Origin of the sequence: Isoptericola variabilis (assembly GCF_050311655.1) — a bacterium.
GTDB lineage: Bacteria > Actinomycetota > Actinomycetes > Actinomycetales > Cellulomonadaceae > Isoptericola > Isoptericola variabilis.
In genome coordinates, this window is the sequence record NZ_JBNOZM010000004.1 from 40,323 (window position 1) to 63,080 (window position 22,758).

Below are 22,758 nucleotides of genomic sequence, written 5' to 3' on the forward strand. Positions count from 1 at the left end.
ATGTCGCGACACACCCTGTCCGTGCTGGTCGAGAACAAGCCCGGCGTCCTCACCCGCGTCACCGCGCTGTTCGCGCGCCGGGCGTTCAACATCCACTCGCTCGCCGTCGGGCCCACGGAGCACGAGGAGATCTCGCGCATCACCGTGGTGGTCGACGTCGAGGAGCACCCGCTCGAGCACGTGACGAAGCAGCTCAACAAGCTGATCAACGTCATCAAGATCGTCGAGCTCGACCCCGAGTCGTCCGTGCAGCGCGAGCTCCTGCTCGTCAAGGTGCGGGCCGACCAGGCCACCCGTGCGGGCGTGCTCGAGGTCGTCGACCTCTTCCGCGCCCACGTCGTGGACGTCGTCCCCGACACGGTCGTCATCGAGGCGACCGGCACCGCCGCCAAGCTGTCCGCGCTGCTCAGCGCGCTCGAGCCGTACGGCGTCCGCGAGATCGTGAAGTCCGGCACGCTCGCCGTGGGCCGCGGCTCGCGGTCCATCACCGACCGAGCGCTGGAGCGCGTGCGCACGGCCTGACGCCGAGCGCGTACCGTCACCCCTGCCGGTGACCACCGACCGACCCTAGTTACGACACGCAGTACCGAGAACCGAGGAGCATCACCGTGGCTGAGCTGTTCTACGACGACGACGCCGACCTGTCCATCATCCAGCAGCGCAAGGTCGCCGTCATCGGCTACGGCAGCCAGGGCCACGCGCACGCGCTGAACCTGCGCGACTCGGGCGTCGACGTCCGCGTCGGCCTGCGCGACGGCTCGGCGTCGGTGAAGAAGGCCGAGGACGAGGGCCTGCGCGTGCTGTCCGTCGCCGACGCGGTCAAGGAGGCCGACGTCGTCGTCATCCTCGCGCCGGACCAGGTGCAGCGGCACGTGTACCGCGACGAGATCGCCCCGAACCTCAACGAGGGTGCGGCGCTCGTCTTCGGGCACGGCTTCAACATCCGCTTCGGCTACATCAAGCCCGAGGCCGGCCACGACGTGCTCATGGTCGCCCCCAAGGGCCCGGGCCACCTCGTGCGCCGCGAGTACGTCGACGGCCGCGGCGTCCCCGTGATCGTCGCCGTCGAGCAGGACGCGTCGGGCTCCGCCTGGGAGCTCGCCCTGTCCTACGCGAAGGGCATCGGTGGCCTGCGCGCCGGTGGCATCAAGACCACGTTCACCGAGGAGACCGAGACCGACCTCTTCGGCGAGCAGGCCGTGCTGTGCGGCGGCGCCTCGCAGCTGGTCCAGTACGGCTTCGAGACGCTGACCGAGGCGGGCTACCAGCCCGAGGTCGCCTACTTCGAGGTGCTGCACGAGCTGAAGCTGATCGTCGACCTCATGGTCGAGGGCGGCATCGCCAAGCAGCGCTGGTCCGTCTCCGACACGGCCGAGTACGGCGACTACGTCTCCGGCCCGCGCGTCATCGACCCGCACGTCAAGGAGAACATGAAGGCCGTCCTCGCGGACATCCAGAACGGCGCCTTCGCCGAGCGCTTCATCGCGGACCAGGACGCCGGCGCGCCCGAGTTCACCGCGCTGCGCGAGAAGGGCGAGGCGCACCCGATCGAGACCACCGGGCGCGAGCTCCGGAAGATGTTCTCGTGGATCAAGCCCGCTGACTCCGACTACACGGAGGGCAGCGCCGCTCGCTGACCCATCCCGTCAGCAGCGACGCGCGCGGCCGTCGTCCCCTACCCGGGGGCGGCGGCCGCACGTGCGTCCGGGACAAGGGCCGTGCAGGCCGTGCGCGTGGCCGCCGGGCAGGATGGCCGGCATGAGCGATGACAGGCCGCGCCCCGTGACCGTCGCACGGCAGGACCGCCCCGGTGGAGCGGTCCAGGACGAGGCCCTGGCCGAGCGCGTCGCGGAGTTCTGGGATGCCGCCCGCCGGACGGCGGGGCGCGTCGGCCGCGCCGCCGGGGCCGGGGAGCGGGTGGAGGAGTGGTCGGAGGACGCCGCGCCGCCGGACGCCTGGGCGTTCGGGGACTCGCCCCGGCTCGCCGACGAGCTCCTCGCCCTGGTGCTGGCGGGGCGCAAGACGGCGGCGGCCTCGCTGGTCGTCGAGTTCGAGGACGTCGGCGACCCGTTGCCCGTCGCCGGGGACCTGTCGATCGTCCTGGACGGCAGGGGCGAGCCGGGCGCCCTGATCCGCACGACGCAGGTCGAGATCGTGCCGTTCGCGGACGTCACGGCCGAGCACGCCTGGCTCGAGGGCGAGGGCGATCGCAGCATCGAGTCGTGGCGCGCGGAGCACCAGCGCGCCTGGCGCGGCTCGCTCGTGGCCCTGGGGCGAGAGCTGGACCCGTCGATGCTGGTGGTGTGCGAGCGCTTCACCGTGCTCTTCCCCGCATGAACGGGCGCGCGACCGTCCGGACGACGCCACGGGTCCCAGAGGGCCCGGGCCCGGTGCCAGCCGGGTGGGTCGTGACCTGGCAGGATGGCGGGCATGACCGACGACGCGAACCCCGGGCTGAACTCCGAGCAGGCCGACAGCATCACCGAGTTCTGGGACGTCGCGCGCCCGAGCGCCGGCCGGACCAGCCACGGGGGAGCCGTGGGGGAGCGGTCGGAGAACCTGGTGCCCCCGCCGGCCTGGTCGTTCGGGGACTCTCCCGAGCTGGCCGACGAGCTGTTGGGCCTCGTCCTGGACGGCGTCAAGACCGGCACCGCCGCCGCGGTCTGGGAGTACGAGGCCGCCGACGAGCCGCTGCCCCGCAAGGGCGACCTCTCGATCGTGCTCGACGGCGCGGGCGAGCCGCGCCTCCTCATCCGGACGACGCAGGTCGAGACCGTCCCGTTCGACGAGGTGACCGCCGAGCACGCCGCGGCGGAGGGGGAGGGCGACCGCTCCCTGGCCGACTGGCGCGAGGGGCACGAGCGCTACTGGCGCCGCACGCTGCCGCAGATCGGTCGCGAGTTTGACCTGTCGATGCCGGTGGTCTGCGAGCGGTTCAAGGTGCTCTACCGCGCGTGACCCCTTCCCGCGGGCCCATGACCTGCGAGGTCACGACCGTGCGTGTCCAGCAAATGAGATTCGTGTCCGCATCATGATTCGACGGGCTTAGGCTCGGCCCATGACGCGGAGCATCGACCTGGCAGTGGTGGCCGGCGACGGTATCGGCACGGAAGTCGTGGAGCAGGGCCTGGCGGTCCTCGAGGCGGCGGTGGCCGGTTCGGACGTCAAGATCTCCACCACGGAGTTCGACCTGGGCGCGCGCCGCTGGCACGCGACGGGCGAGACGCTCACCGACGCCGACCTCGACGCCATCAAGCAGCACGACGCGATCCTGCTGGGTGCCATCGGCGACCCGAGCGTGCCGTCGGGCGTCCTCGAGCGCGGGCTGCTGCTCAAGCTCCGGTTCTCGCTGGACCACTACGTGAACCTCCGCCCGGGCAAGCTGTACCCCGGCGTGACCAGCCCGCTGGCGAACCCCGGCGACGTCGACTTCGTCGTCGTGCGCGAGGGCACCGAGGGCCCGTACGTGGGCAACGGCGGCGCGCTGCGCGTCGGCACCCCGCACGAGATCGCGACCGAGGTCTCGGTCAACACGGCGTTCGGCGTGGAGCGCGTCGTGCGCGACGCCTTCGCCCGCGCGCAGGCCCGCCCGCGCAAGCACCTCACGCTGGTGCACAAGCACAACGTGCTCGTGCACGCCGGGCACCTGTGGCGCCGCACGGTCGAGGCCGTCAACGCCGAGTTCCCCGACGTCACCACGGACTACCTGCACGTGGACGCCGCCACGATCTTCCTCACCACGAACCCGTCGCGGTTCGACGTGATCGTCACCGACAACCTGTTCGGCGACATCCTCACGGACCAGGCCGCCGCCATCACCGGCGGCATCGGCCTCGCCGCGTCGGCGAACATCAACCCGGACCGCACGGCGCCGTCCATGTTCGAGCCGGTGCACGGCTCGGCGCCGGACATCGCCGGCCAGGGCAAGGCCGACCCGACCGCCACCGTGCTGTCGGTGTCGCTCCTGCTCGACCACCTCGGCCTCACCGAGGAGTCCGCCCGCGTGGAGGCGGCCGTCGCCGCCGACCTCGCGGAGCGCGGCGACCGAGTACGCACGACGGCCGAGGTCGGGCGCGACCTCGCCGCACGCGTCAACGGCTGACGGCGGTCCCACCGCCCTCGCCGGACGGCGCGGCGCCACCCGCGCCGCGCCGTCGGACGTGTCGTCCGAGCCACCGCCCGCCCCGGCCGTCATCCCCCTGTCGATCACCCGACGTCCCTCTCCGTCCGGGTGGCCGCTGTGGTCGGAGCGACGCCGGTGCCCACGAGGTGCACGGTCGTGGAAAACTACAGGGGTCACCCGGTGAAAGGCCCCCGATCATGACCACTTCCAGCACTTCTTCGTCCACGTCGAGCAGCACGCCGGGAATCCTCCCGGCCGAGCTCGAGGACCTCGTCGCCCTGTTCGACGTGCGCGCCACGGACAGCCCCACCCCGGACGCCGAGCGCGAGGCCGCGCTGCAGGCGCCGAAGTTCGGCACCGTGTTCACCGACCACATGGCGCGCATCAGCTGGCGCCGGGGCGACGGCTGGCTCGACCGCCGCGTCGAGAAGTACGGCCCGCTGCAGCTCGACCCCGCCACCGCCGTCCTGCACTACGCGCAGGAGATCTTCGAGGGGATGAAGGCGTACCGGCACGCCGACGGCTCCGTCTGGACGTTCCGCCCGGACGCCAACGCCGCCCGCTTCGCGCGCTCGGCGCACCGCCTGGCGCTGCCCGCCCTGTCGGTGGACGACTTCATCGGCTCCATCGCGGCCCTCGTGCGCACGGACATCGACTGGGTGCCCTCGGGCGAGGACTTCAGCCTCTACCTGCGGCCCTTCACGTTCGCGTCGGAGGCGTTCCTCGGCGTGCGTCCCACGAACGAGGCCGAGTACCTCGTCATCGCCTCGCCCGTCGGCCCGTACTTCGCCGGCGGCGTGAAGCCGGTGTCGATCTGGATCGACGAGCACTACCACCGCTCCGGTCCCGGCGGCACGGGCGACGCGAAGTACGGCGGCAACTACGCGTCGAGCCTGCTGCCGCAGCAGCTCGCGGCCGAGAAGGGCTTCGACCAGGTCTGCTACCTCGACGCGACGACCAACACCGCGCTCGAGGAGCTCGGCGGCATGAACGTCTTCGTCGTGATGGCGGACGGCTCCGTGCACACGCCGGAGCTCACCGGCTCGTTCCTCGAGGGCGTCACCCGCTCGTCCATCCTGCAGCTCGCCCAGGACCGCGGGCACCAGGCCGTGGAGCGCCGCGTGCCGCTCGCCGAGGTCGTCGCCGGCCTCCAGGACGGCACCGTGCGCGAGATCTTCGCCTGCGGCACGGCGGCGGTCATCACGCCCGTCGGCCGCCTCGCGGGCGACGAGTTCGACCTGCAGGTCTCCGGTGGCGAGCCGGGCGAGCTCACCATGGCGATCCGCGACGAGCTCACCGACATCCAGTACGGCCGGGCCGCAGACCGGCACGGCTGGATGCGCCGCCTCGCCTGAGCCCCCGGGACGCCCGACGGGGAGGAGCCGTCACCACGATGCCCACGCCGATCACGCTCGAGGAGCTGGGCCGCACCACGCTCGCGCGCCAGCAGCTGCTCGCCCGCTCCGACGACGACGTCCCCGCCGTCGTCGGGCGGGTGGGCGGCCTGCAGGCCCAGCACGCCGACATGCCGTACGTCGCGCTGTGGGCGCGGCGTGCCGGGCAGACCGTCGGCGCCCTCGAGGACGCCCTCACCGGCGGCGACGTGGTGAAGGCGACCGTCATGCGGTCCACGCTCCACGTGGTGCCGAGCGCGGACTGGCCCCTGCTCGACGCTGTCTCGGCGGAGCAGCGGCTGGCGGCGTGGCGGGCGAGCGCCCGGCGGGCCGGCGTCGACCTCGTGGGCCTCAACGCCGCCGTGCGGGCGTTCTGCGCCGAGCCGCGCACGCTCGACGAGGTCGAGGCGTTCGCGGCGGAGCAGTACCCGGGGGTCGACGCCGTCGCGGCGATCCCCGGGGGCGTGAGCCGCGCGTGGTGGCGACTCGCGAGCGCGGGCGGCGGCCTCGTGCACGTGCCGCCCAGCGGGCTGTGGGGCTCGCACGTCGCGGCCCGCTACCAGGACGGCGCACGCTGGCTCGCCGACCGGGTGCCGCACCCGCTGCCCGCGTTCCCGCCGGACGAGGCGCGGGCCCGCGCCGTCGAGACGTACCTGCGCGCCTTCGGGCCGGCGTCCGCCCGCGACGTCGCCCGCGGGGTGGGCATCCGCGGCGTCGGGGCGCTGAAGCGGGCCCTCGCGCTGCTGGAGCTGCGGACGTACGCCGCCCCCGACGGCCGCGAGCTGGTCGACCTGGCCGACGCCGACCTCGTGCCGGGGGACGTGCCCGCGCCCGTGCGGCTCCTGCCGCGCTGGGACCAGCTGCTCGTGGCGCTCGACGAGCGGTCCCGGATCGTCGACCCCGAGCACGCGGGCCTGGTCTACCGGCGCAATGCCGACGTGCTCCCCACACTCTGGGTGGACGGCCGGGTGGCCGGGACGTGGACCCTGGACGTCGACGCCCGCCGGGCCACCGTGCACCTCGAGCCGTTCGGCGGCGACGCGTGGGCGCGACACCGGGAGGAGCTGGAGGCGGAGGCCGCCGCGCTGCTCGACCTCGCCGCGGCCGACTCCCCGGAGCGGGAGATCACCTGGGCGGCCGAGGGCGCACGAGAGTCCGGCCGAGCACGCCGTTGAGCATCGCCGAGACCGCGACGCCCACGACGATCCACACGAGGGCGGTCACGACCGCCGAGGCCGCGTCGCCACCACCCGTGAACGCGAGGGCGGCGAGGATCACGGTGACCAGCGCGACCAGCCAGCCGAAGAACATCCGCGGCCGCGGAACGACGCGCACGAGGAGCTGGAGCACCACGGCCGCGAGCAGCGCGAACAGGGCGCCGGTCAGCGCCCACGCGAGCCCGGGGGCGTCGGGCACGAGGCGGGACGGGCCGAGCAGCCCGACGTCGAACGCGCTGTCGAAGACCACCGACGCGGCGAGCCCGAGGACGGCGCAGACCACGACGGTGACGGCGGCCCCGGACCAGTAGCGGCCCCGGTCCAGCTCCAGCAGACCGCGCGACGTCGGGGCCGGCGCGTCCCAGGCGTCCGCGGGCTCCGCCGTCGGCACGACGGACGGGGGCGGGGTGACGCCTGGACGCACGTCTCCCGGAGTCACGCCGGGCGTCGGTCCGGTGGGGCCGGCGGGTCCGCCCGGCGGGCGCGTGTCGGTCATCGGTGCTGCCTCCTGACCTCGGTGACGCTGCCAGCCGACCACACCGTCGGTTCGGTCGCACGGGCGGGACGTCGGAGGCCACGCCGTGGACGGCCTGTCCGGCCGGCTCGTGGGTGTGGCACCATGTGGCCCATGACACGCCTCGCGCACCAGCGTCGCTCGCTCATCATTCTCTAGCGCGTCCGGCCACCCGCCGGACGCGCAGACCTTCCGTACCCCGGGGGGTCTTTTTTGTTGACCAGCACGCTCAGCTTCTTGACCTGGGGAGTCCCGCATGACCGCCACCCCGTTCCACGTGTACGACACCACCCTGCGCGACGGCGCGCAGCAGGAGGGCATGAACCTCTCCGTGGCGGACAAGCTGGCCATCGCGCCGCTGCTGGACGAGCTCGGCGTGGGCTTCATCGAGGGCGGCTGGCCGGGAGCGATCCCCAAGGACACCGAGTTCTTCCGGCGGGCCGCGAAGGAGCTCGACCTGCGGCACGCCGTGCTCGCCGCGTTCGGCTCCACCCGCAAGGCGGGCACCCGCGCCTGGGACGACCCCCAGGTGCGCGCCCTGCTCGACTCCGAGGCGCCGGTCGTGACCCTCGTGTCGAAGTTCGACGTGCGGCACGTCGAGCGCGCCCTGCGCACCACGCCCGACGAGGGCCTGGCGATGATCGCCGACACCGTGGCCTTCCTCGTGGGCGAGGGGCGCCGCGTCGTGGTGGACGCCGAGCACTTCTTCGACGGCTACCGGTTCGAGCCGACGTTCGCCCGGACGGCCGTGGAGACGGCGTTCGAGGCCGGCGCCGAGGTGGTCACGCTGTGCGACACGAACGGCGGGATGCTGCCCCACTGGGTGACCGACGTCGTGACCGAGGTGCGCGAGTCGCTGGGCCTGCCGCACGGGCGCGACGCCGTCGCGGGGGACCGGCTGCTCGGCATGCACGCCCACAACGACTCGGGCTGCGCCGTCGCGAACACGCTGGCCGCGGTCGCCGCCGGGGCGTGGCACGTGCAGGGCACCGTGAACGGCTACGGCGAGCGCACGGGCAACGTGGACCTCGTCACCGTCGTCGCGAACCTCGAGCTCAAGCACGGGCTGCGCACGCTCGCGGGCGACGGCCTGGAGGAGGCGACGCGCATCGCGCACGCCGTCGCCGAGATCACGAACATCTCGCCGTACGCGCGCCAGCCCTACGTGGGGGCGAGCGCCTTCGCGCACAAGGCCGGCATCCACGCGAGCGCCATCAAGGTGGACCCGGACCTGTACCAGCACATCGACCCCACCGCCGTGGGCAACGACATGCGCATGCTCGTGTCGGACATGGCCGGTCGCGCGTCGATCGAGCTCAAGGGCCGCGAGCTCGGCTACGACCTCAGCGGGCAGGGCGAGCTGCTCACCCGCGTCACGACGCGGGTCAAGGACGCCGAGGCGCAGGGCTACACGTTCGACGCCGCCGACGCGTCCTTCGAGCTGCTGCTGCGTGAGGAGCTCCTCGGCACGCGGCAGGCGTACTTCCGCGTCGAGAGCTGGCGCACCATCGTCGAGACCGTCGCCGGAGGCCCCGGGCACGACGCAGGGAGCCGGGAGGCCGACGCGGTCGCGGAGGCGACGGTGAAGCTGCACGCCGGCGGGGAGCGCGTCGTCGCGACGGGCGAGGGCAACGGCCCCGTGAACGCCCTCGACCAGGCGCTGCGCAGCGCGCTGACGCGCGTGTACCCGCAGATGGAGAAGTTCGAGCTCATCGACTTCAAGGTGCGCATCCTCGACGCCCAGCAGGGCACCGACGCCACCACCCGCGTCCTGGTGGAGACCACGGACGGCCAGCACTCGTGGTCCACCGTGGGCGTGGGGCCGAACGTCATCGAGGCCGCGTGGGAGTCGCTCATCGACGCGTACGTGTACGGCCTGCTGCACGCGGGCGTCGAGCCGCGCTGACTCCCCGCCGACCCGCCGGGCCCGTCAGCGCGCCGCGCGGCTGCCGTTCGTCAGGCGGTGCGGCCGGACCGCCTCGTACGTCGCCTTGAGGGCGGCGGTGGTCCGGTCGTAGCGCCGCTGCGCCACGCGGACGAAGAGGAAGTCGACGACGGCGAGCTGGGCGATCCGGCTCGACATGGCGCCCGACCGGAACTGGGTCTCGCGGGCCGTCGTCGCGAGGACGACGTCGGCGAGCTCGGCCAGGGGTGAGGCGGGGAAGTTCGTCACGGCCACGGTGGTGGCGCCCGCGTCGCGCGCGAGCGTGAGCGCCTGGACGGTCTCCATCGTGGTGCCCGTGTGCGACACCGCGACGGCCACGCAGCCCTCGCCCAGCAGCGCCGCGGACTGGAGCTGGCCGTGCAGGTCGACGGGGGCGAAGCAGGCGATGCCGATGCGGGTGAGCTTCTGGCCGAGGTCCTGCGCCGTGAGGCCGCTGGACCCGGCGCCGTAGACGTCGACGCGGGGCGCCGAGGCCACGGCCTCGACGGCGTGCTCCAGGGCGTCGAGGTCGAGCATGCGCGCCGTCTCCTCGATCGTCCGCGCCTCGTGGAAGGCGATCTTCGACACGACGTCGGTGGCGGTGTCCGTGCGGTTGATCTCGCCCTCGGCGATGCCGGAGCGCTCCAGCTCGACGGCGCGGCGGCTGGTGGCCTGCGCGAGGTCGATGCGGAACTCGGGGTAGCCGGCGTAGCCGACGGCGCGGCAGAACCGGACGACCGTCGCCTGCGACGTCCCCGCGCGGGCGGCGAGCTCGGTGATGGTGGCGCCGACGACGCCGGGCGGGTCGTCGAGCACGACCGTGGCGATCCGCGCCTCCGCGGGTCGTAGCGTGGGCAGCGCCTGGCGGAGCCGGACGAGGACGTCACCGTTCATGCGCGGTTCTCCTTCCCGGCGGTCGCCGGAGACGTGGGGGCGATGGCACTGGTGGCACTACGGGCACTGGCGGCTCGGACGGTGAGCCAGGTGTCGTGGGGCTCCACGAGCTCGCCGTCGCGGGGGTCGACGAGGGAGCGGGCGAGGCGCAGCGCGCCGTCGAGCGGCGTCCCGTCGGCGGGGACGAGCCGGACGTCGGGCCGCAGGGCGGACAGGCGGGCCTTCAGGGGCGTGGTGACGGCCTCGCCGATCTGCAGCACGCCGCCCGTGGCGGCCGCGAGCGGCGGGATTCCGGGGCGCAGCGCGGCGGCGAGGCTCTCCGCGAGGTGGGTGCCGGCGTCGTGCAGGATGCCGTTCGCGACGAGGTCGCCCGCGCGGGCGGCGTCGGCGACGGCGGGCGTGAAGGACGCGAGGACGTGCGCGCGGTCGGGGCGCCCGTACAGCGCGGCGGGCCAGCCCTCGACCGGGCCGAACCGCTCGAGCGCGGCGGCGAGCAGCGTGGGGGAGGCGGGACCGGGGCGACCGTCGTGGGTGGCGACGGCGGCGCGCAGCCCGTGGGCGCCGATCCACGAGCCGGAGCCGAGGTCCCCGAGCAGGTGGCCCCAGCCGTCGGCGCGGTGCCACCGGCGGCGCAGGTCCGTGGCGAGGACGATGGCGCCGGTGCCGACGGCGGCCACGGCGCCGGGTCGGCCGCCGAGGGCGCCGAGGTGTGCGGCGAGCGCGTCCGCGGCGACGGCCGTGGACCGGGCACCCGCGGCCTGCAGCACGTCGTGCAGGGCGCCCGGGTCCGGCACGAGCGACGGGAGGCCGGTGACGGACACCGCGGCCGCGGCGACGCGCAGCCCGGGCCGCCGCACGGCGAGGGCGTCCGCCAGCTCGGCCACGACGTCGGCCGCGTCGCTCCCGGCGGCGCTGATGCGGACCGGGCGGCCGGTGAGGGAGATCGGGGTGCCGTCCGTGCCGTCGGTGCCGCCGGTGCCGTGCGCGGGCACGGCGACGAGGCGGGCGCCGCTGCCGCCGACGTCCACGGCGACGACGTGCTCGGGCGCGAGAGGGACGTCGTGGCCGGTCACGGGACCTAGTGTGGCAGCGATTTTCTCTGGCTGGGCGCCTCACAAAAAGAATCTCGCCCGCCGCGGGGTGGGAAGGGCGCGGTGCGGTGTGACCGACGCCGCCTCCGCGGCGGGCGCGGCGCGGCTACCGTGGAGACGTGCATGGTGAGTACAAGGTTCCCGGTGGCAAGCTCGTGACGGTCGACCTCGACGTGCGCGACGGGTTGCTCGCTGATGTCAGGCTCAGCGGCGACTTCTTCCTCGAGCCGGACGACGCCCTCGAGGTGATCGACTCCGCCCTCACGGGGCTGCCGCGCGAGACGTCCACGAGCGAGCTCGCACGGGCCGTCGACGACGGTCTGCGGATCGCCGAGCAGGACGGCCGCGTGGCGGGCGCGGTGACGATGGTGGGCTTCGACGCCTGGGCCGTCGCGGTCGCGGTGCGCCGCGCGCTGGGGCTCGCCACGACGTGGGACGACCACACCTTCGAGGTGCTGCGTCCGGGCCCGCTGCCCCCGGCGACGCTCGCCGCCCTGGACCAGGTGCTCACCGAGGAGCTCGCGGAGGGGCGCCGCGGGCCGACGCTGAGGTTCTGGGACTGGAACGAGCGCGCCGTCTTCATCGGGTCGTTCCAGTCGCTGCGCAACGAGGTGGACCCCGTGGGCGTGCGCGAGCACGACGTCACGGTCGTGCGCCGCATCTCCGGCGGCGGCGCCATGTTCATGGAGGCCGGCAACTGCGTGACGTTCTCGCTGGTCGTGCCGGCGTCGCTCGTCGACGGCCTGTCGTTCGAGCAGTCGTACGCGTTCCTCGACTCGTGGGTGCTGGGAGCGCTGCACGACGTCGGCGTCGAGGCGTACTTCTCCGGCATGAACGACGTCGCGTCGCCCGCGGGCAAGCTCGCGGGCTCGGCGCAGAAGCGCCTGGCCGGCGGCGCCGTGCTGCACCACATGACGATGGCCTACGACATCGACAACGCGAAGATGCTCGAGGTGCTGCGCATCGGCCGCGAGAAGCTCTCCGACAAGGGCACCGCCAGCGCGAACAAGCGGGTGGACCCGCTGCGGTCGCAGACCGGCATGTCGCGCGACGAGATCCTGGACGCGTTCGAGGCCCACTTCAAGGCCCATCACCGGACGGTGGACTCCGAGCTGCGGCCCGAGGAGCTGGCCCGGGCCGAGGAGCTGGTCCGGACGAAGTTCGCCGACCCGGCCTGGATCAACCGGGTGCCCTGAGCGACCCCGGCGCGCGCCCCGCGCGCCGCCCCGCACCGACCGCGACGCGCCGACGAGGTCACCGTCCCGTCACGGATTGGTGCGGGGGCTTTCCATATCCGCGCCCGGTCAGTTATCTTCCTCACGAGGTTACGCCCCGGAATTTCCTTTCAGGACGCCCGGTGCCGTGCCTCCGACGGGTATCGCCACGGCGATCAGCATGAACAGCGAGACGACGACGTCACGCCGGACGACGAGGACGTCGGCAGGACATGACCGCGAGAACGGCGCGCGACCGCGACAACGGCGGCGGCGCGCACCACGGAGGGCGGCCCAGCGGCCGCCGGGGGAGGACGAGGATGCGTCGAGACATGTGGACCCGCAGGAACGTGGGGGCCGTGGCCACCGCGGCGCTGGTGGCGCTCGGTGTCGCCGCGTGCGGCAGCGGAGGCTCCGGCGACGGGGGCGGCGACGGGACGGTCGACGGCGAGGGCAAGACCCTCGACGTCTGGATCATGCAGGGCACCAACCCCAGCGCCGACGACTTCTTCGACGAGGTCGGCACGGCGTTCAAGGAGGAGACGGGTGCCGAGCTGAACGTCGAGTTCGTCGAGTGGGCGGACGCCCACGACCGGTTCGTCACCTCGATCGCGGGCCAGACGACGCCCGACGTGGCGGAGACCGGCACCACCTGGACCCCGGAGTTCGCCGACGCGGGCGCGCTCGCGCCGCTGGACGACTACGTCGCGGACGCCGGGCTGGGCGACGACCTGGTGGAGGGCCTCGTCGAGGCCGGCACGTACGACGGGCAGCTGTACGGCATGCCCTGGTACGCCGGCGTCCGCTCGCTCGTGTACAACACGGAGATCTTCGAGGAGGCCGGCGTCGAGCCGCCCACGACCTGGGCGGAGATCGAGTCGGCGGCCAAGGCCATCAAGGAGAAGTTCCCGAAGAAGACCGCGATCGCGGTGCCCGGCGACGCCGAGTTCACGGTGTACCCGTGGGTGTGGGGCGCCGGCGGCGAGGTCGCGACGCTCGACGGCGACACCTGGACGTCGGGGCTCGACAGCCCGGAGGCGCAGGAGGGTCTGAGCTTCTGGACCGGGCTCGCCGCCGACGGCTACTCGTCGGCGGGCGCCACGACCTGGCGCGAGACCGACGTGCTCGACGCGTTCGCGCAGGGCGACGTCGGCATGGCGATCATGGGCTCCTGGACGCCGGGCGCCATCGTCGAGGCGAACAAGGACATGGACGGCAAGTTCGCGGCCGTCCCGATCCCCGGCAAGGACGGCGGGATGTCGCCGTCGGTGCTCGGCGGCTCGCACCTGTCCGTCTTCGAGACGGCGGAGGACAAGGACCTGGCGTTCGCGTTCGTGAAGCTCATGACGACCGGCGAGTTCGCCACCAAGTGGGGCGAGCAGGCCGGCTACTTCCCGGGGCAGACGTCGCTCCTGGACGAGACGCTGGAGAGCACCGACCCGCTGGTGGCCCCGTTCGCGAAGCAGTTCGTCGAGGGCGGCGCGTCCGTGCCGGTGTCGCCGAACTTCGGGGCCGTGCAGGCCAAGCTCACGACGAGCACGATGATGCAGTCGATCCTCTCCGGGAGCGAGGACGTCGCGACGGCCAGCACGAAGGCGGCCGACGAGATGACGTCGCTGCTCAACGGTGGCAGCTGACGCATGACGAGCACCCTCCCCGTCGCGGTCCCCGCCGGGCCCGGGCAGCAGCCCGGGCCCGGCGGGCGCCGCCCGCTCGGCAAGTCGCTCCTCGCGCGGGTGCGGCCCTGGATGCTGCTGACGCCCGCGCTGCTCGTGCTGGCGGTGCTGCTCCTGTGGCCGCTGGTGCGGGTCGCGCTGTTCTCCCTGCAGGACTACGGGCTGCGCGAGATCGTCTCCGGCGAGCCCAACTGGATCGGCCTCGCCAACTACGTCGAGGTGTTCACCTCCGAGCAGCTGTGGGCGGTGGTGCTGCCGAACACCGTGGCCTTCGCGGTGCTGTCGGTGTCCCTCACGGTGGTCTTCGGCACCGCCGTGGCGGTGCTGCTCGCCTCCCTCGGCCGCGTCTGGCGCACCATCGTGTCCAGCGCGATCATGGCGGCCTGGGCGATGCCCGCCGTCACCGGCACGTACGTGTGGGTCTGGATCTTCGACGCCGACCGCGGCGTGTTCAACCACGTGCTCCAGGCGCTGGGCCTGCAGGACGCGCCGGTCAACTGGTTCACCGACCGCTGGTCCTTCTACGCGATCGTGCTCCTCAACGTGGTGCACCACGGCTTCCCGTTCGTCGCCATCACCGTGCTCGCGGGCCTGCTCGGCGTGCCGAAGGAGCTGCTGGAGGCCGCGGAGATTGACGGCGCCGGCGCCTGGCGGCGGTTCTTCTCCGTGATCGTGCCGCAGCTCAAGCAGATCTTTGCCGTCGTGATCATCCTGTCGACCATCTGGGACTTCAAGGTCTTCGCGCAGGTGTACCTCATGCCCGGCGGAGCGGGCAGCAACCGCGAGGTGCTCAACCTCGGCGTCTGGTCGTACACCGAGTCGTTCGGGCAGAACCGGTACGGCTTCGGCGCCGCGATCGCGGTGCTGCTGACCCTGCTGCTGCTCGCCATCACGGTCGTGTACGTCCGCACGATCCTCAAGGAGGAGGAGCTGTGAGCCGGCCCCGGACCGCGACCCAGGTGGGCAAGGGGGTGGCCGTCGCGCTGCTCCTGCTGTTCACCCTCTTCCCGGCCTACTGGATGCTCGTCAGCGCGCTCGACGGCAAGGCCGGCCGCGGGTCGTCCTTCGTGCCCGCCGAGCCGACGCTCGAGCACTTCGAGTTCGTGCTCACCGACGGCGGCTTCGACGTATTCCTGCGCAACTCGCTGCTCGTGGCGCTCGGGACCGTGCTCGTCTCGTCGCTGCTCGCCCTGCTGGCGTCGGTGGCGGTGGCGCGGTTCCGCTTCAGGCTCCGCACGCAGGTGCTCATGCTGGTCCTGATCGTGCAGATGGTGCCGCTCGAGGCGCTCGTCATCCCGCTGTTCGTCCAGGTGCGCAACCTCGACCTGCTCGGCACGCTGACCGGCCTCGTCGTGGTGTACGTGGCACTCGCGCTGCCCTTCGGCATCTGGATGCTGCGCGGCTTCGTCGCCGCCGTGCCGGTGGAGCTCGAGGAGGCCGCGTACCTCGACGGCGCCACCTGGGGCCGGATGTTCCGTTCCATCCTGCTGCCGCTGGTCGCCCCCGGGCTCGTGGCCACGAGCATCTTCAGCTTCATCACGGCCTGGAACGAGTTCGTCTTCGCGATGACGCTGCTCGGCGGCGAGACGCAGAACTACACGGTGGCCATCGGGCTGCGGTCGTTCTTCGGCCAGCACTCCAACGACTGGGGCGCGATCATGGCCGCCTCGACGATCATCACGGTGCCCGTGATGATCTTCTTCATCCTCGTCCAGCGCCGGCTCGCGTCCGGGCTGACGTCCGGGGCGGTGAAGGGGTGAACGCCGTCCGGCGGGCCGTGCACGGGGTGCTGCTGCCCGGCTTCACCGGCACGACGCCGCCCGCCTGGCTGCTCGACGCCGCGCGCGACGGGCTCGCGGGCGTGGTGCTCTTCGCGCACAACACGCCCGACCTGGCGACGACGGCCGCGCTCACGACGGCCCTGCACGACGCCGCGCCCGACCTGCTCGTCGCGACCGACGAGGAGGGCGGCGACGTGTCGCGGCTGGAGGCCGCGACCGGGTCGTCGCTGCCGGGCGCCGCGGCTCTCGGGGCGGTCGACGACCCGGAGCTCACCGGGGCCGCGGGCGAGGCGCTGGGCCGCCTGCTCGCGGCGGCAGGCGTCGACCTCGACCTCGCGCCCGTGCTCGACGTCGACGCGCCCGGCAACCCGGTCATCGGCGTGCGGTCCTTCGGCATCGACCCGGCGCCGGTCGCGCGGCACGGCGTCGCGTTCGCCCGCGGCCTGCAGCGCGGCGGCGTCGGCACGTGCGCCAAGCACTTCCCGGGCCACGGGTCCACGACCGTCGACTCGCACCTCGAGCTCCCCGTCGTCGACGCCGACCTCGACACGCTGCGCGGTCGTGACCTCGTGCCGTTCGCGGCGGCCGTCGCCGAGGAGGCCGCCGACGCCCTCATGACGGCGCACGTCGTGGTGCCCGCGCTCGGGCCCGCGCCCGCGTCCCTCGAGCCCGCCGTCGCGGCGCTCGCCCGGGAGCTCGGCCACGCCGGGCCGATCGTCACCGACGCCCTCGACATGCGCGCCGTCTCCGACGGCGCGGACGTCGGCGAGGCGGCGGTGCGCGCGGTCGAGGGCGGCGCGGACCTGCTCTGCCTGGGCACGACGACGGGGCGGGACGACGAGGCGCTGTTCCGCTCCGCCGCCGACGCCCTCGTCGCCGCGCTCGACGCCGGACGGATCTCCCTCGACCGGCTCCACGCCTCCCGATGGCGCACGGACTCCCTGGTGCGCCGGCTGCGGGACCGGCGCGCGTCGGCGGGGGTCGTCGTCGACGGCGCCGCTGCGGCACGGGCGCAGCACGCGCTCGCCGCCGTGGGGGCCGAGGCGGCGCGCCGGGCCGTGCGCGCCGTCGGCCCGACGCCGGCGCCGGCGGGCGCGCCCGACGTCGTCGACCTGCGGCTGCGGCTCGATCACGCGGCGGGCCGCACCGCGCAGCACGTGCAGCGCGCGGTCGCCGCCCGGTGGCCGGGCGCCGTCGTGCACCCCGCGCTGGACGACGACGGCGTCGACGCGCTGCTGCGCGAGCTCGCCGACGCCGGCGGCACCGCACGGCCGCTGGTCGTCGTGACCCGTGAACCCGTCCCCGGCGGCGCCGAGCACGCCCGGCTGGCACGGCTGCAGCGGGCGCGCCCGGACCTGGCCGTCGTGCACACGGGCGTGCCGGCCGCGGGGGAGCGGTGGCTCGCCGCGCTCCCGGGCGGGCTGCCCGCGACCGTCCTGGCCTGCGGTACCGGCCGGGCCAACGCCGAGGCGGCCGCGGCGCTCCTCGCGGGAGCACCCGCGCACGACATGGCGCACGGCGGCGAGCCCGACGTCAGGGAGGGGGCACGATGATCGTCATCGGCATCTCGTCCGGCACCAGCGTCGACGCGATCGACGCGGCGGCCGCGGACCTCGACCTGCGCCCCGACGGCACGCTCTCCCTGCGCCCGCTGGGGCACGCCGAGTACGCCTGGCCCGACCACCTGCGCCGTCGCATCCTCGCGGCGCTGCCGCCCGCCACCGCGGACCTGGGCGAGGTGTGCCAGCTCGACACGCTCGTCGGGCAGGAGCTGGGCGCCGCCGCCCGACGCGCCGTCGACGACCTCGCGGGCGGGGACGCGGACCTCGTGGCGTCGCACGGGCAGACCCTGCACCACTGGGTGGTGGCGGGCCGCGCGCGCGGCACGCTCCAGCTCGGCAACCCGGCCTGGATCGCGGAGCGCGCCCGGCGACCGGTGGTCAGCGACTTCCGGGTCGCGGACGTCGCCGCGGGCGGGCAGGGCGCGCCGCTCGTGAGCGTGCTCGACGCGCTGTGGCTGGGCCACGACGGTCCCGCGGGCTCGGGGTACAGCGCGGCGCTCAACGTGGGCGGCATCGCCAACGTCACGGTGGTCGGCGCGCACGACGAGCCTGTCCTGGGTTGGGACACGGGGCCCGGCAACTGCCTGCTCGACGCCGCCGTGCAGCGGCTCACCGGGCAGCCGTTCGACCGCGACGGGGAGCTGGCCGCCCGCGGCGTCGTCGACCCGGAGGCGCTGGAGGCGCTGCTCGACGAGCCGTACTACGACCTCCCCGTGCCGCGGTCCACCGGCCGGGAGCTCTTCGACGGCGAGTACGTGGCGACGCGCCTCGCCGCCGCGGGGGTGCGCGCCGACCGGCTCGACACCGCCGACCTGGTCGCGACGCTCACCGAGCTCACGGCCGTCACCGTGGCGCGGTCGCTCGCGGACCACGCGCCGGGCGGGACGGTCGAGCGGGTCGTGATCTCGGGCGGCGGCGCCCGGAACCCGGTGCTGTGCGACCGGCTGCGCGCGCGGCTCCCCGCCGGCACCGCCCTGGTCACCGCGGACGACCTGGGGCTGCCGTCGGACGCCAAGGAGGCCTACCTCTTCGCGCTGCTCGGTTTCCTCGGCGTGCACGGGGTGCCGGGCACCGCGCCCGGCCCGCACCGCCGGCAGGCCACCGGCGCCCGCCGCCCGGTGGTGCTGGGGTCGCTCACCCCACCCACGCCGCTGCCCGTGGGCGCCGTCGGGGGCCCCGTGCGGCGCCTCGCGCTCACCACCGCGCCGAGCGTCCCGACCACTGCGCGCGACCTGACGAGAGGAAGCACCCGATGAGCGGAGCGACCGTGCCCGACCCTGCCGTGCCTCCGGGCGGCGACACCCCGGACGACCTGCTCGACGTCGCCCGCCTCGTGTCGCCGACGGAGGAGCGCAACCCGCGCACGACCGACATCGACCTGCTCCCGCCCGCCGACGTCGTCCGCCTCATCATGGACGAGGACGCCGGCGTCGCCAGCGTGGTGCGGGCGGAGCGCTTCCGCGTCACGCAGGCCGTGGAGCTCGCGGTCGAGGCGATCCGGTCCGGCGGACGCGTGCACTACGCGGGCGCGGGCACGTCCGGGCGGCTCGGCGTGCTCGACGCCGTCGAGCTGCTGCCCACGTACGGCGTCGGTTCCGAGTGGTTCGACGCGCACCTCGCCGGCGGTCCCGACGCGATGACCGTCTCGGTGGAGGGGGCGGAGGACGACGCCGAGGCCGCCCGCCGTGACCTGGACCACGTCGGCCCGCACGACCTCGTCGTCGGGCTGGCGGCCAGCGGCCGCACCCCGTACGTCGGCGGGGCGCTCGACCTGGCGCGCGAGCGCGGGGCGCGCACCGCGCTCGTCAGCGCCAACCCGTCCGCGCCGCTGGCCGACCGGGCGGACGTCGCGATCCTGCTCGACACCGGCCCCGAGGCCGTCACCGGCTCGACCCGGATGAAGGCCGCCACCGCGCAGAAGATCGTGCTCAACACGTTCTCGACCGCGACGATGATCCGGCTGGGCAAGACGTACTCGAACCTCATGGTCGACGTCCGTGCGTCCAACGCGAAGCTTCGCGCCCGCCTCGTGCGGCTGCTGAGCCAGGCGACCGGCCTCGAGCCGGAGGTCTGCGCGCCCGTGCTCGCCGACGCCGGCGGGGAGGTGCAGGTCGCGCTGGTCATGCTGCTGGCGGGGGTGGACGCGGCCGCCGCGCGCGCGGCGCTCGACGGCGGCGACGGCGTCCGCGGCGCGCTCGCCCGGCTGGGCGCCGCGCCGCCGCGCTGACCAGCCCGTCGGCCCCGGGCTACGCCGCCGGCGCGGGGCGCGCGCCGAAGACCGCGGTGCCGACGCGGACGACGGTCGCGCCCTCGGCGACGGCGAGCTCGAGGTCGCCGGTCATGCCCATGGACAGCTCGCGGGCGTCGGCGGTGCCCGGCGCCCCGCTCGCGAGGACGGCGTCGCGCACCGCGCGCAGCCGGGCGAAGCCGGCCCGCACGGGCGCCTCGTCGTGGTCGTCGCCCAGGGGCGCGCCGATCGTCATGAACCCCCTCATGCGCAGCCCGGGCAGGGTCGCGACGTCGGCGGCGAGCGCCGCCGCGTCGTCGGGCGCGACGCCGGACTTGCTCGCCTCGCCGGAGACGTTGACCTGCACCAGCACGTCCAGCGTGCGGCCGTCGCGCTCGCAGCGCGTGGACAGGGCGCGGGCCAGGGCGAGGGAGTCCACCGAATCGACGGCGGTGGCGGCGCCGAGCACCTGGTTGACCTTGTTCTTCTGCAGGTGCCCGATGAGGTGCGCCTCGACGCGTCCCGCGGCGACCAGGTCCACGAGGGCGGGCGCCTTCGCGACGAGCTCCTGGACGCGGTTCTCGCCGACCAGCACCGGTCGGTCGTCGCCGGCCGCGGCGGCGAGGTCGAGCGCGGCCCGCACGCCGGCGAGCACGGTCTCGGCGTCCTGGGTCTTGGTGGCCAGCAGGACGCGGACCTCCCGCGGGTCGCGACCCGCCGCGCGGGCGGCGGCCGCGACGCGGTCGTGGACGGCGGCCAGGCGTGCGGGGATCCCGGGACACTCGGTGGGCATGGTGGCCAGTCTACGAACGCGCGGGCCGGACTCGGACAGGCGCGGGCCAGGGTCGGGTCAGGGGGTTCCCGGGTGGTGCCGCGCTCGCGCGCCGGGCGAGGATGGTCGGGTGAAAGCCCTGCTCAACATCATCTGGCTCGTCTTCGGCGGCTTCTGGCTCGCGCTCGGCTACGCCGCGGCGGGCGTCCTGTGCTGCATCACGATCGTCGCGATCCCGTGGGGCATCGCGTCGTTCCGCATCGCGGGGTACGCGCTGTGGCCGTTCGGCCGCACGGTCGTGGACAAGCCGGGCGCCGGCGGCTGGTCGGTGCTGGGCAACATCATCTGGATCGTCTTCGCCGGCATCTGGCTGACCATCGGTCACATCACGACGGCGGTCGCCCAGGCGATCACGATCATCGGCATCCCGCTGGCGATCGCCAACCTCAAGATGATCCCGATCTCGCTGCTGCCGCTCGGCAAGGACATCGTGCCCAGCGACGCCCGGTACCCGACGTACCAGCACTGAGCCGCCGGGTCAGGAACGGGCGATCGGCGCGGTCGTCCCGCCGGTGAGGCGCAGCAGGTCGTCGGGGGCGAGGGAGACGTCCAGCCCGCGACGGCCGCCGGAGACGTAGACGACGTCGAAGCCCTCCGCGGACCCGTCGAGCACGGTCGCGTGCCGCTGCTTCTGCCCGATCGGCGAGATGCCGCCCACCACGTAGCCGGTGGCGCGCTGCGCGGCCGCCGGGTCCGCCATCACGGCCCGCTTGCCGCCGACCGCGCGCGCCAGCGCCTTGAGGTCGAGGCTGCCGTCCACCGGCACGATGCCGACGACGAGCCGTCCGTCGACGTCCGCGACCAGCGTCTTGAAGACCTGGGCCGGGTCGGCGCCGAGCGCCTCGGCCGCCTCCAGGCCGTAGCTGAGGTCGGAGGCCGGGTCGTGGTCGTAGGTGTGCAGCCCGTAGGCGACGCCGGCCCGGTCGAGCGCGACGACGGCGGGCGTCCCGTGCGAGGCGTGCAGCTTCTTCTTCGACACGGCTCGATTCTGCCCGAGTAGGGTGGTGCGGTGCTCCTCCTTCTCGTCCTCGCGATCCTGGTGGGAGGGGCTCTCCAACGGGTCACGGGCATGGGTTTCGGGCTCGTCGCCGGGCCGTTCATCGTGCTCCTGGTGGGTCCGCTCGAGGGCGTCCTGTTCGTGAACCTGGCCGGCGCGATCGCGTCCGCGCTCATCCTGGGCCGGGTCGCGCGGGACGTGGACTGGCGGCGGTACGCGTGGCTGGCCGTCACGTCGATCGCCGTCATGGTCCCCGCCGCCCTGCTGCTGCGCGACGCGAGCCGCGCGGCGCTCGAGGTCGCCGTCGGGGCCCTCGTCGTCGTCGCGATGACGCTGGCCGTCGTCACGACCCGGCTGCGTCGCGGCGGCCGTCACCCGGTGCGCCCCGAGGCCCGCACGCCGCTGGTCGTCACCGGCGTGGCGAGCGGTGTCGGGAGCGTGGCCGCGGGCATCGGCGGCCCGCCGGTGGCGATCTACTCCGTGCTCAGCGGCTGGGACCCGCGCGGGTTCGCCGCCACGGCGCAGCCGTTCTTCGCCACCAACGCGCTCGCCGCGCTGATCGCCAAGCTCACGCTCACCGACGCGTCCTTCCCGCCGTTCGCCGCCTGGCAGTGGCTCGTCGTCCTGGCCGCGATCGTGGCAGGCCTCGTCGTGGGGGACTGGCTCACGCCGCGCGTCCCCGCGGTCGCCGTCCGGCGCGGGCTCATCGTGCTCGCCTACGTCGGGGGCGCGGCGACCCTCGCCCAGGGGCTGGCGCACCTGGGCTGAGGCGGGTGGGCTCAGGCCGGCCGGTCGCCCTCGTCACGACGCGGGACGTCGGTGGACCCCTCCGCCGGGCCACCCGCGAGGTGCTCGGGAGCGTGCCGCCCGGGCGTACCGGGGGCGTCCCCTCGGTCGGGGTCCAGCTCGTCCGCGCGGCGCAGGCGCTCGTCGACGTCGGTTCGGCGCTCGTCGAGACTCGCGTCGCGGCGCCGGGCCTCCTCCTGCAGACGTGCCGCCTCGGCGGCCTTCTGGTCGGCCTCGGCCTGGGACATCCGGGCCTCGGCGTCGAGCTTCGCGGACGCTGCCTCGCGCTCCTGCACCGCGATCCGGTCGTGCTCCGCCTGTCGGCGCAGCTCGGCGGCCTCGTCGCGCCGTTCCTCGCGCCGGTGCGCCTCGACGGCCCGGGAGCGGCGGGCGAGGGCCACGGCAACGAGCACGAGCAGCACCACGACGACGACGGCGACGACGATCCAGACGATGGTCGTGGTGTCCATGGCGGACTCCTGACGTCGGGGGAGCCGGGGGCGGCACCCTGCGTCGATCACACGAC

At 74.4% G+C, this 22,758-nt stretch carries 23 protein-coding genes; 17 read left to right on the top strand and 6 right to left on the bottom strand.

Annotation, left to right across the window (positions count from 1 at the left end):
* From ilvN to ACQP60_RS09975, 7 genes are all read left to right on the top strand, one after another.
* Window positions 1–522 carry an acetolactate synthase small subunit gene (ilvN, locus tag ACQP60_RS09945; protein ID WP_429731522.1) on the top strand — a complete coding sequence of 174 codons (522 nt, stop codon included), beginning with the start codon at window positions 1–3 and terminating at the stop codon, window positions 520–522.
* 86 nt (window positions 523–608) lie between these two features.
* Window positions 609–1,637: a ketol-acid reductoisomerase gene (gene ilvC, locus ACQP60_RS09950; protein ID WP_429731525.1), complete on the top strand. Its 1,029-nt coding sequence runs from the start codon at window positions 609–611 to the stop codon at window positions 1,635–1,637.
* Window positions 1,638–1,758: 121 nt separating this feature from the next.
* The gene (locus ACQP60_RS09955) at window positions 1,759–2,337 is read left to right on the top strand and encodes an ASCH domain-containing protein (RefSeq protein ID WP_429731528.1); all 579 of its coding nucleotides are present in this window, start codon (window positions 1,759–1,761) and stop codon (window positions 2,335–2,337) included.
* Between the two features lie 93 nt (window positions 2,338–2,430).
* Complete coding sequence (locus ACQP60_RS09960; RefSeq protein WP_429731531.1) at window positions 2,431–2,958, top strand: ASCH domain-containing protein; 528 nt, start codon at window positions 2,431–2,433, stop codon at window positions 2,956–2,958.
* A gap of 100 nt (window positions 2,959–3,058) precedes the next feature.
* The gene (locus ACQP60_RS09965; RefSeq protein ID WP_429731534.1) at window positions 3,059–4,102 is read left to right on the top strand and encodes a 3-isopropylmalate dehydrogenase; all 1,044 of its coding nucleotides are present in this window, start codon (window positions 3,059–3,061) and stop codon (window positions 4,100–4,102) included.
* A 218-nt stretch (window positions 4,103–4,320) separates the two neighbouring features.
* The gene (locus tag ACQP60_RS09970) at window positions 4,321–5,478 is read left to right on the top strand and encodes a branched-chain amino acid aminotransferase (RefSeq protein WP_429731537.1); all 1,158 of its coding nucleotides are present in this window, start codon (window positions 4,321–4,323) and stop codon (window positions 5,476–5,478) included.
* 38 nt (window positions 5,479–5,516) lie between these two features.
* A complete protein-coding gene (locus ACQP60_RS09975) occupies window positions 5,517–6,692 on the top strand; it encodes a winged helix DNA-binding domain-containing protein (RefSeq protein WP_429731540.1) in 1,176 nt (391 codons plus the stop codon).
* On the opposite strand, the gene ACQP60_RS09980 is transcribed toward ACQP60_RS09975, so the two are convergent.
* Window positions 6,643–7,230: a DUF6069 family protein gene (locus tag ACQP60_RS09980; protein ID WP_429731543.1), complete on the bottom strand. Its 588-nt coding sequence runs from the start codon at window positions 7,228–7,230 to the stop codon at window positions 6,643–6,645. The genes ACQP60_RS09975 and ACQP60_RS09980 overlap by 50 nt on opposite strands.
* 274 nt (window positions 7,231–7,504) lie before the next feature.
* Here ACQP60_RS09980 and cimA point away from each other — a divergent pair, with 274 nt between their 5' ends.
* Complete coding sequence (cimA, locus tag ACQP60_RS09985) at window positions 7,505–9,154, top strand: citramalate synthase (protein WP_429731546.1); 1,650 nt, start codon at window positions 7,505–7,507, stop codon at window positions 9,152–9,154.
* A gap of 24 nt (window positions 9,155–9,178) precedes the next feature.
* Here the strand turns inward: cimA and ACQP60_RS09990 are convergent, their stop codons facing one another.
* On the bottom strand, window positions 9,179–10,066 hold the full coding sequence (locus tag ACQP60_RS09990; protein WP_429731549.1) for a MurR/RpiR family transcriptional regulator: 888 nt from the start codon (window positions 10,064–10,066) through the stop codon (window positions 9,179–9,181).
* Entirely contained in the window at window positions 10,063–11,139 is a 1,077-nt protein-coding gene (locus tag ACQP60_RS09995; RefSeq protein ID WP_429731552.1) for an N-acetylglucosamine kinase, read from the bottom strand. The genes ACQP60_RS09990 and ACQP60_RS09995 overlap by 4 nt, the downstream gene beginning before the upstream one ends.
* Before the next feature lie 137 nt (window positions 11,140–11,276).
* Here ACQP60_RS09995 and lplB point away from each other — a divergent pair, with 137 nt between their 5' ends.
* The 7 genes from lplB to murQ all read left to right on the top strand — a co-directional run bounded on the left by lplB (window position 11,277) and on the right by murQ (window position 19,617).
* Window positions 11,277–12,353, top strand: a complete 1,077-nt coding sequence (gene lplB, locus ACQP60_RS10000) for a lipoate-protein ligase small subunit (protein WP_429731555.1) — start codon at window positions 11,277–11,279, stop codon at window positions 12,351–12,353.
* A 350-nt stretch (window positions 12,354–12,703) separates the two neighbouring features.
* A complete protein-coding gene (locus ACQP60_RS10005; RefSeq protein WP_429731558.1) occupies window positions 12,704–14,008 on the top strand; it encodes a sugar ABC transporter substrate-binding protein in 1,305 nt (434 codons plus the stop codon).
* Window positions 14,009–14,011: 3 nt separating this feature from the next.
* Complete coding sequence (locus tag ACQP60_RS10010; protein ID WP_429731561.1) at window positions 14,012–14,983, top strand: carbohydrate ABC transporter permease; 972 nt, start codon at window positions 14,012–14,014, stop codon at window positions 14,981–14,983.
* Complete coding sequence (locus ACQP60_RS10015; RefSeq protein WP_429731564.1) at window positions 14,980–15,807, top strand: carbohydrate ABC transporter permease; 828 nt, start codon at window positions 14,980–14,982, stop codon at window positions 15,805–15,807. The genes ACQP60_RS10010 and ACQP60_RS10015 overlap by 4 nt, the downstream gene beginning before the upstream one ends.
* A complete protein-coding gene (locus ACQP60_RS10020) occupies window positions 15,804–17,381 on the top strand; it encodes a glycoside hydrolase family 3 N-terminal domain-containing protein (protein WP_429731567.1) in 1,578 nt (525 codons plus the stop codon). Before ACQP60_RS10015 ends, ACQP60_RS10020 begins: the two co-directional genes overlap by 4 nt.
* Complete coding sequence (locus ACQP60_RS10025; RefSeq protein ID WP_429731570.1) at window positions 17,378–18,646, top strand: anhydro-N-acetylmuramic acid kinase; 1,269 nt, start codon at window positions 17,378–17,380, stop codon at window positions 18,644–18,646. Before ACQP60_RS10020 ends, ACQP60_RS10025 begins: the two co-directional genes overlap by 4 nt.
* Window positions 18,643–19,617, top strand: a complete 975-nt coding sequence (gene murQ / locus ACQP60_RS10030) for an N-acetylmuramic acid 6-phosphate etherase (protein ID WP_429731573.1) — start codon at window positions 18,643–18,645, stop codon at window positions 19,615–19,617. Before ACQP60_RS10025 ends, murQ begins: the two co-directional genes overlap by 4 nt.
* Before the next feature lie 19 nt (window positions 19,618–19,636).
* On the opposite strand, the gene ACQP60_RS10035 is transcribed toward murQ, so the two are convergent.
* Entirely contained in the window at window positions 19,637–20,410 is a 774-nt protein-coding gene (locus tag ACQP60_RS10035; RefSeq protein ID WP_429731575.1) for a YggS family pyridoxal phosphate-dependent enzyme, read from the bottom strand.
* Window positions 20,411–20,519: 109 nt separating this feature from the next.
* Between ACQP60_RS10035 and ACQP60_RS10040 the strand changes: the two genes are divergently transcribed.
* Window positions 20,520–20,918, top strand: a complete 399-nt coding sequence (locus tag ACQP60_RS10040) for a YccF domain-containing protein (protein WP_429731578.1) — start codon at window positions 20,520–20,522, stop codon at window positions 20,916–20,918.
* 9 nt (window positions 20,919–20,927) lie between these two features.
* Here the strand turns inward: ACQP60_RS10040 and ybaK are convergent, their stop codons facing one another.
* Window positions 20,928–21,428: a Cys-tRNA(Pro) deacylase gene (ybaK, locus tag ACQP60_RS10045; RefSeq protein ID WP_429731581.1), complete on the bottom strand. Its 501-nt coding sequence runs from the start codon at window positions 21,426–21,428 to the stop codon at window positions 20,928–20,930.
* A gap of 30 nt (window positions 21,429–21,458) precedes the next feature.
* On the opposite strand from ybaK, the gene ACQP60_RS10050 reads away from it, so the two are divergent.
* The gene (locus tag ACQP60_RS10050; RefSeq protein ID WP_429731584.1) at window positions 21,459–22,214 is read left to right on the top strand and encodes a TSUP family transporter; all 756 of its coding nucleotides are present in this window, start codon (window positions 21,459–21,461) and stop codon (window positions 22,212–22,214) included.
* A gap of 11 nt (window positions 22,215–22,225) precedes the next feature.
* Here ACQP60_RS10050 and ACQP60_RS10055 read toward each other — a convergent pair whose 3' ends face one another.
* Window positions 22,226–22,702 carry a hypothetical protein gene (locus tag ACQP60_RS10055; RefSeq protein ID WP_429731587.1) on the bottom strand — a complete coding sequence of 159 codons (477 nt, stop codon included), beginning with the start codon at window positions 22,700–22,702 and terminating at the stop codon, window positions 22,226–22,228.
* Window positions 22,703–22,758: the final 56 nt, after the last annotated feature.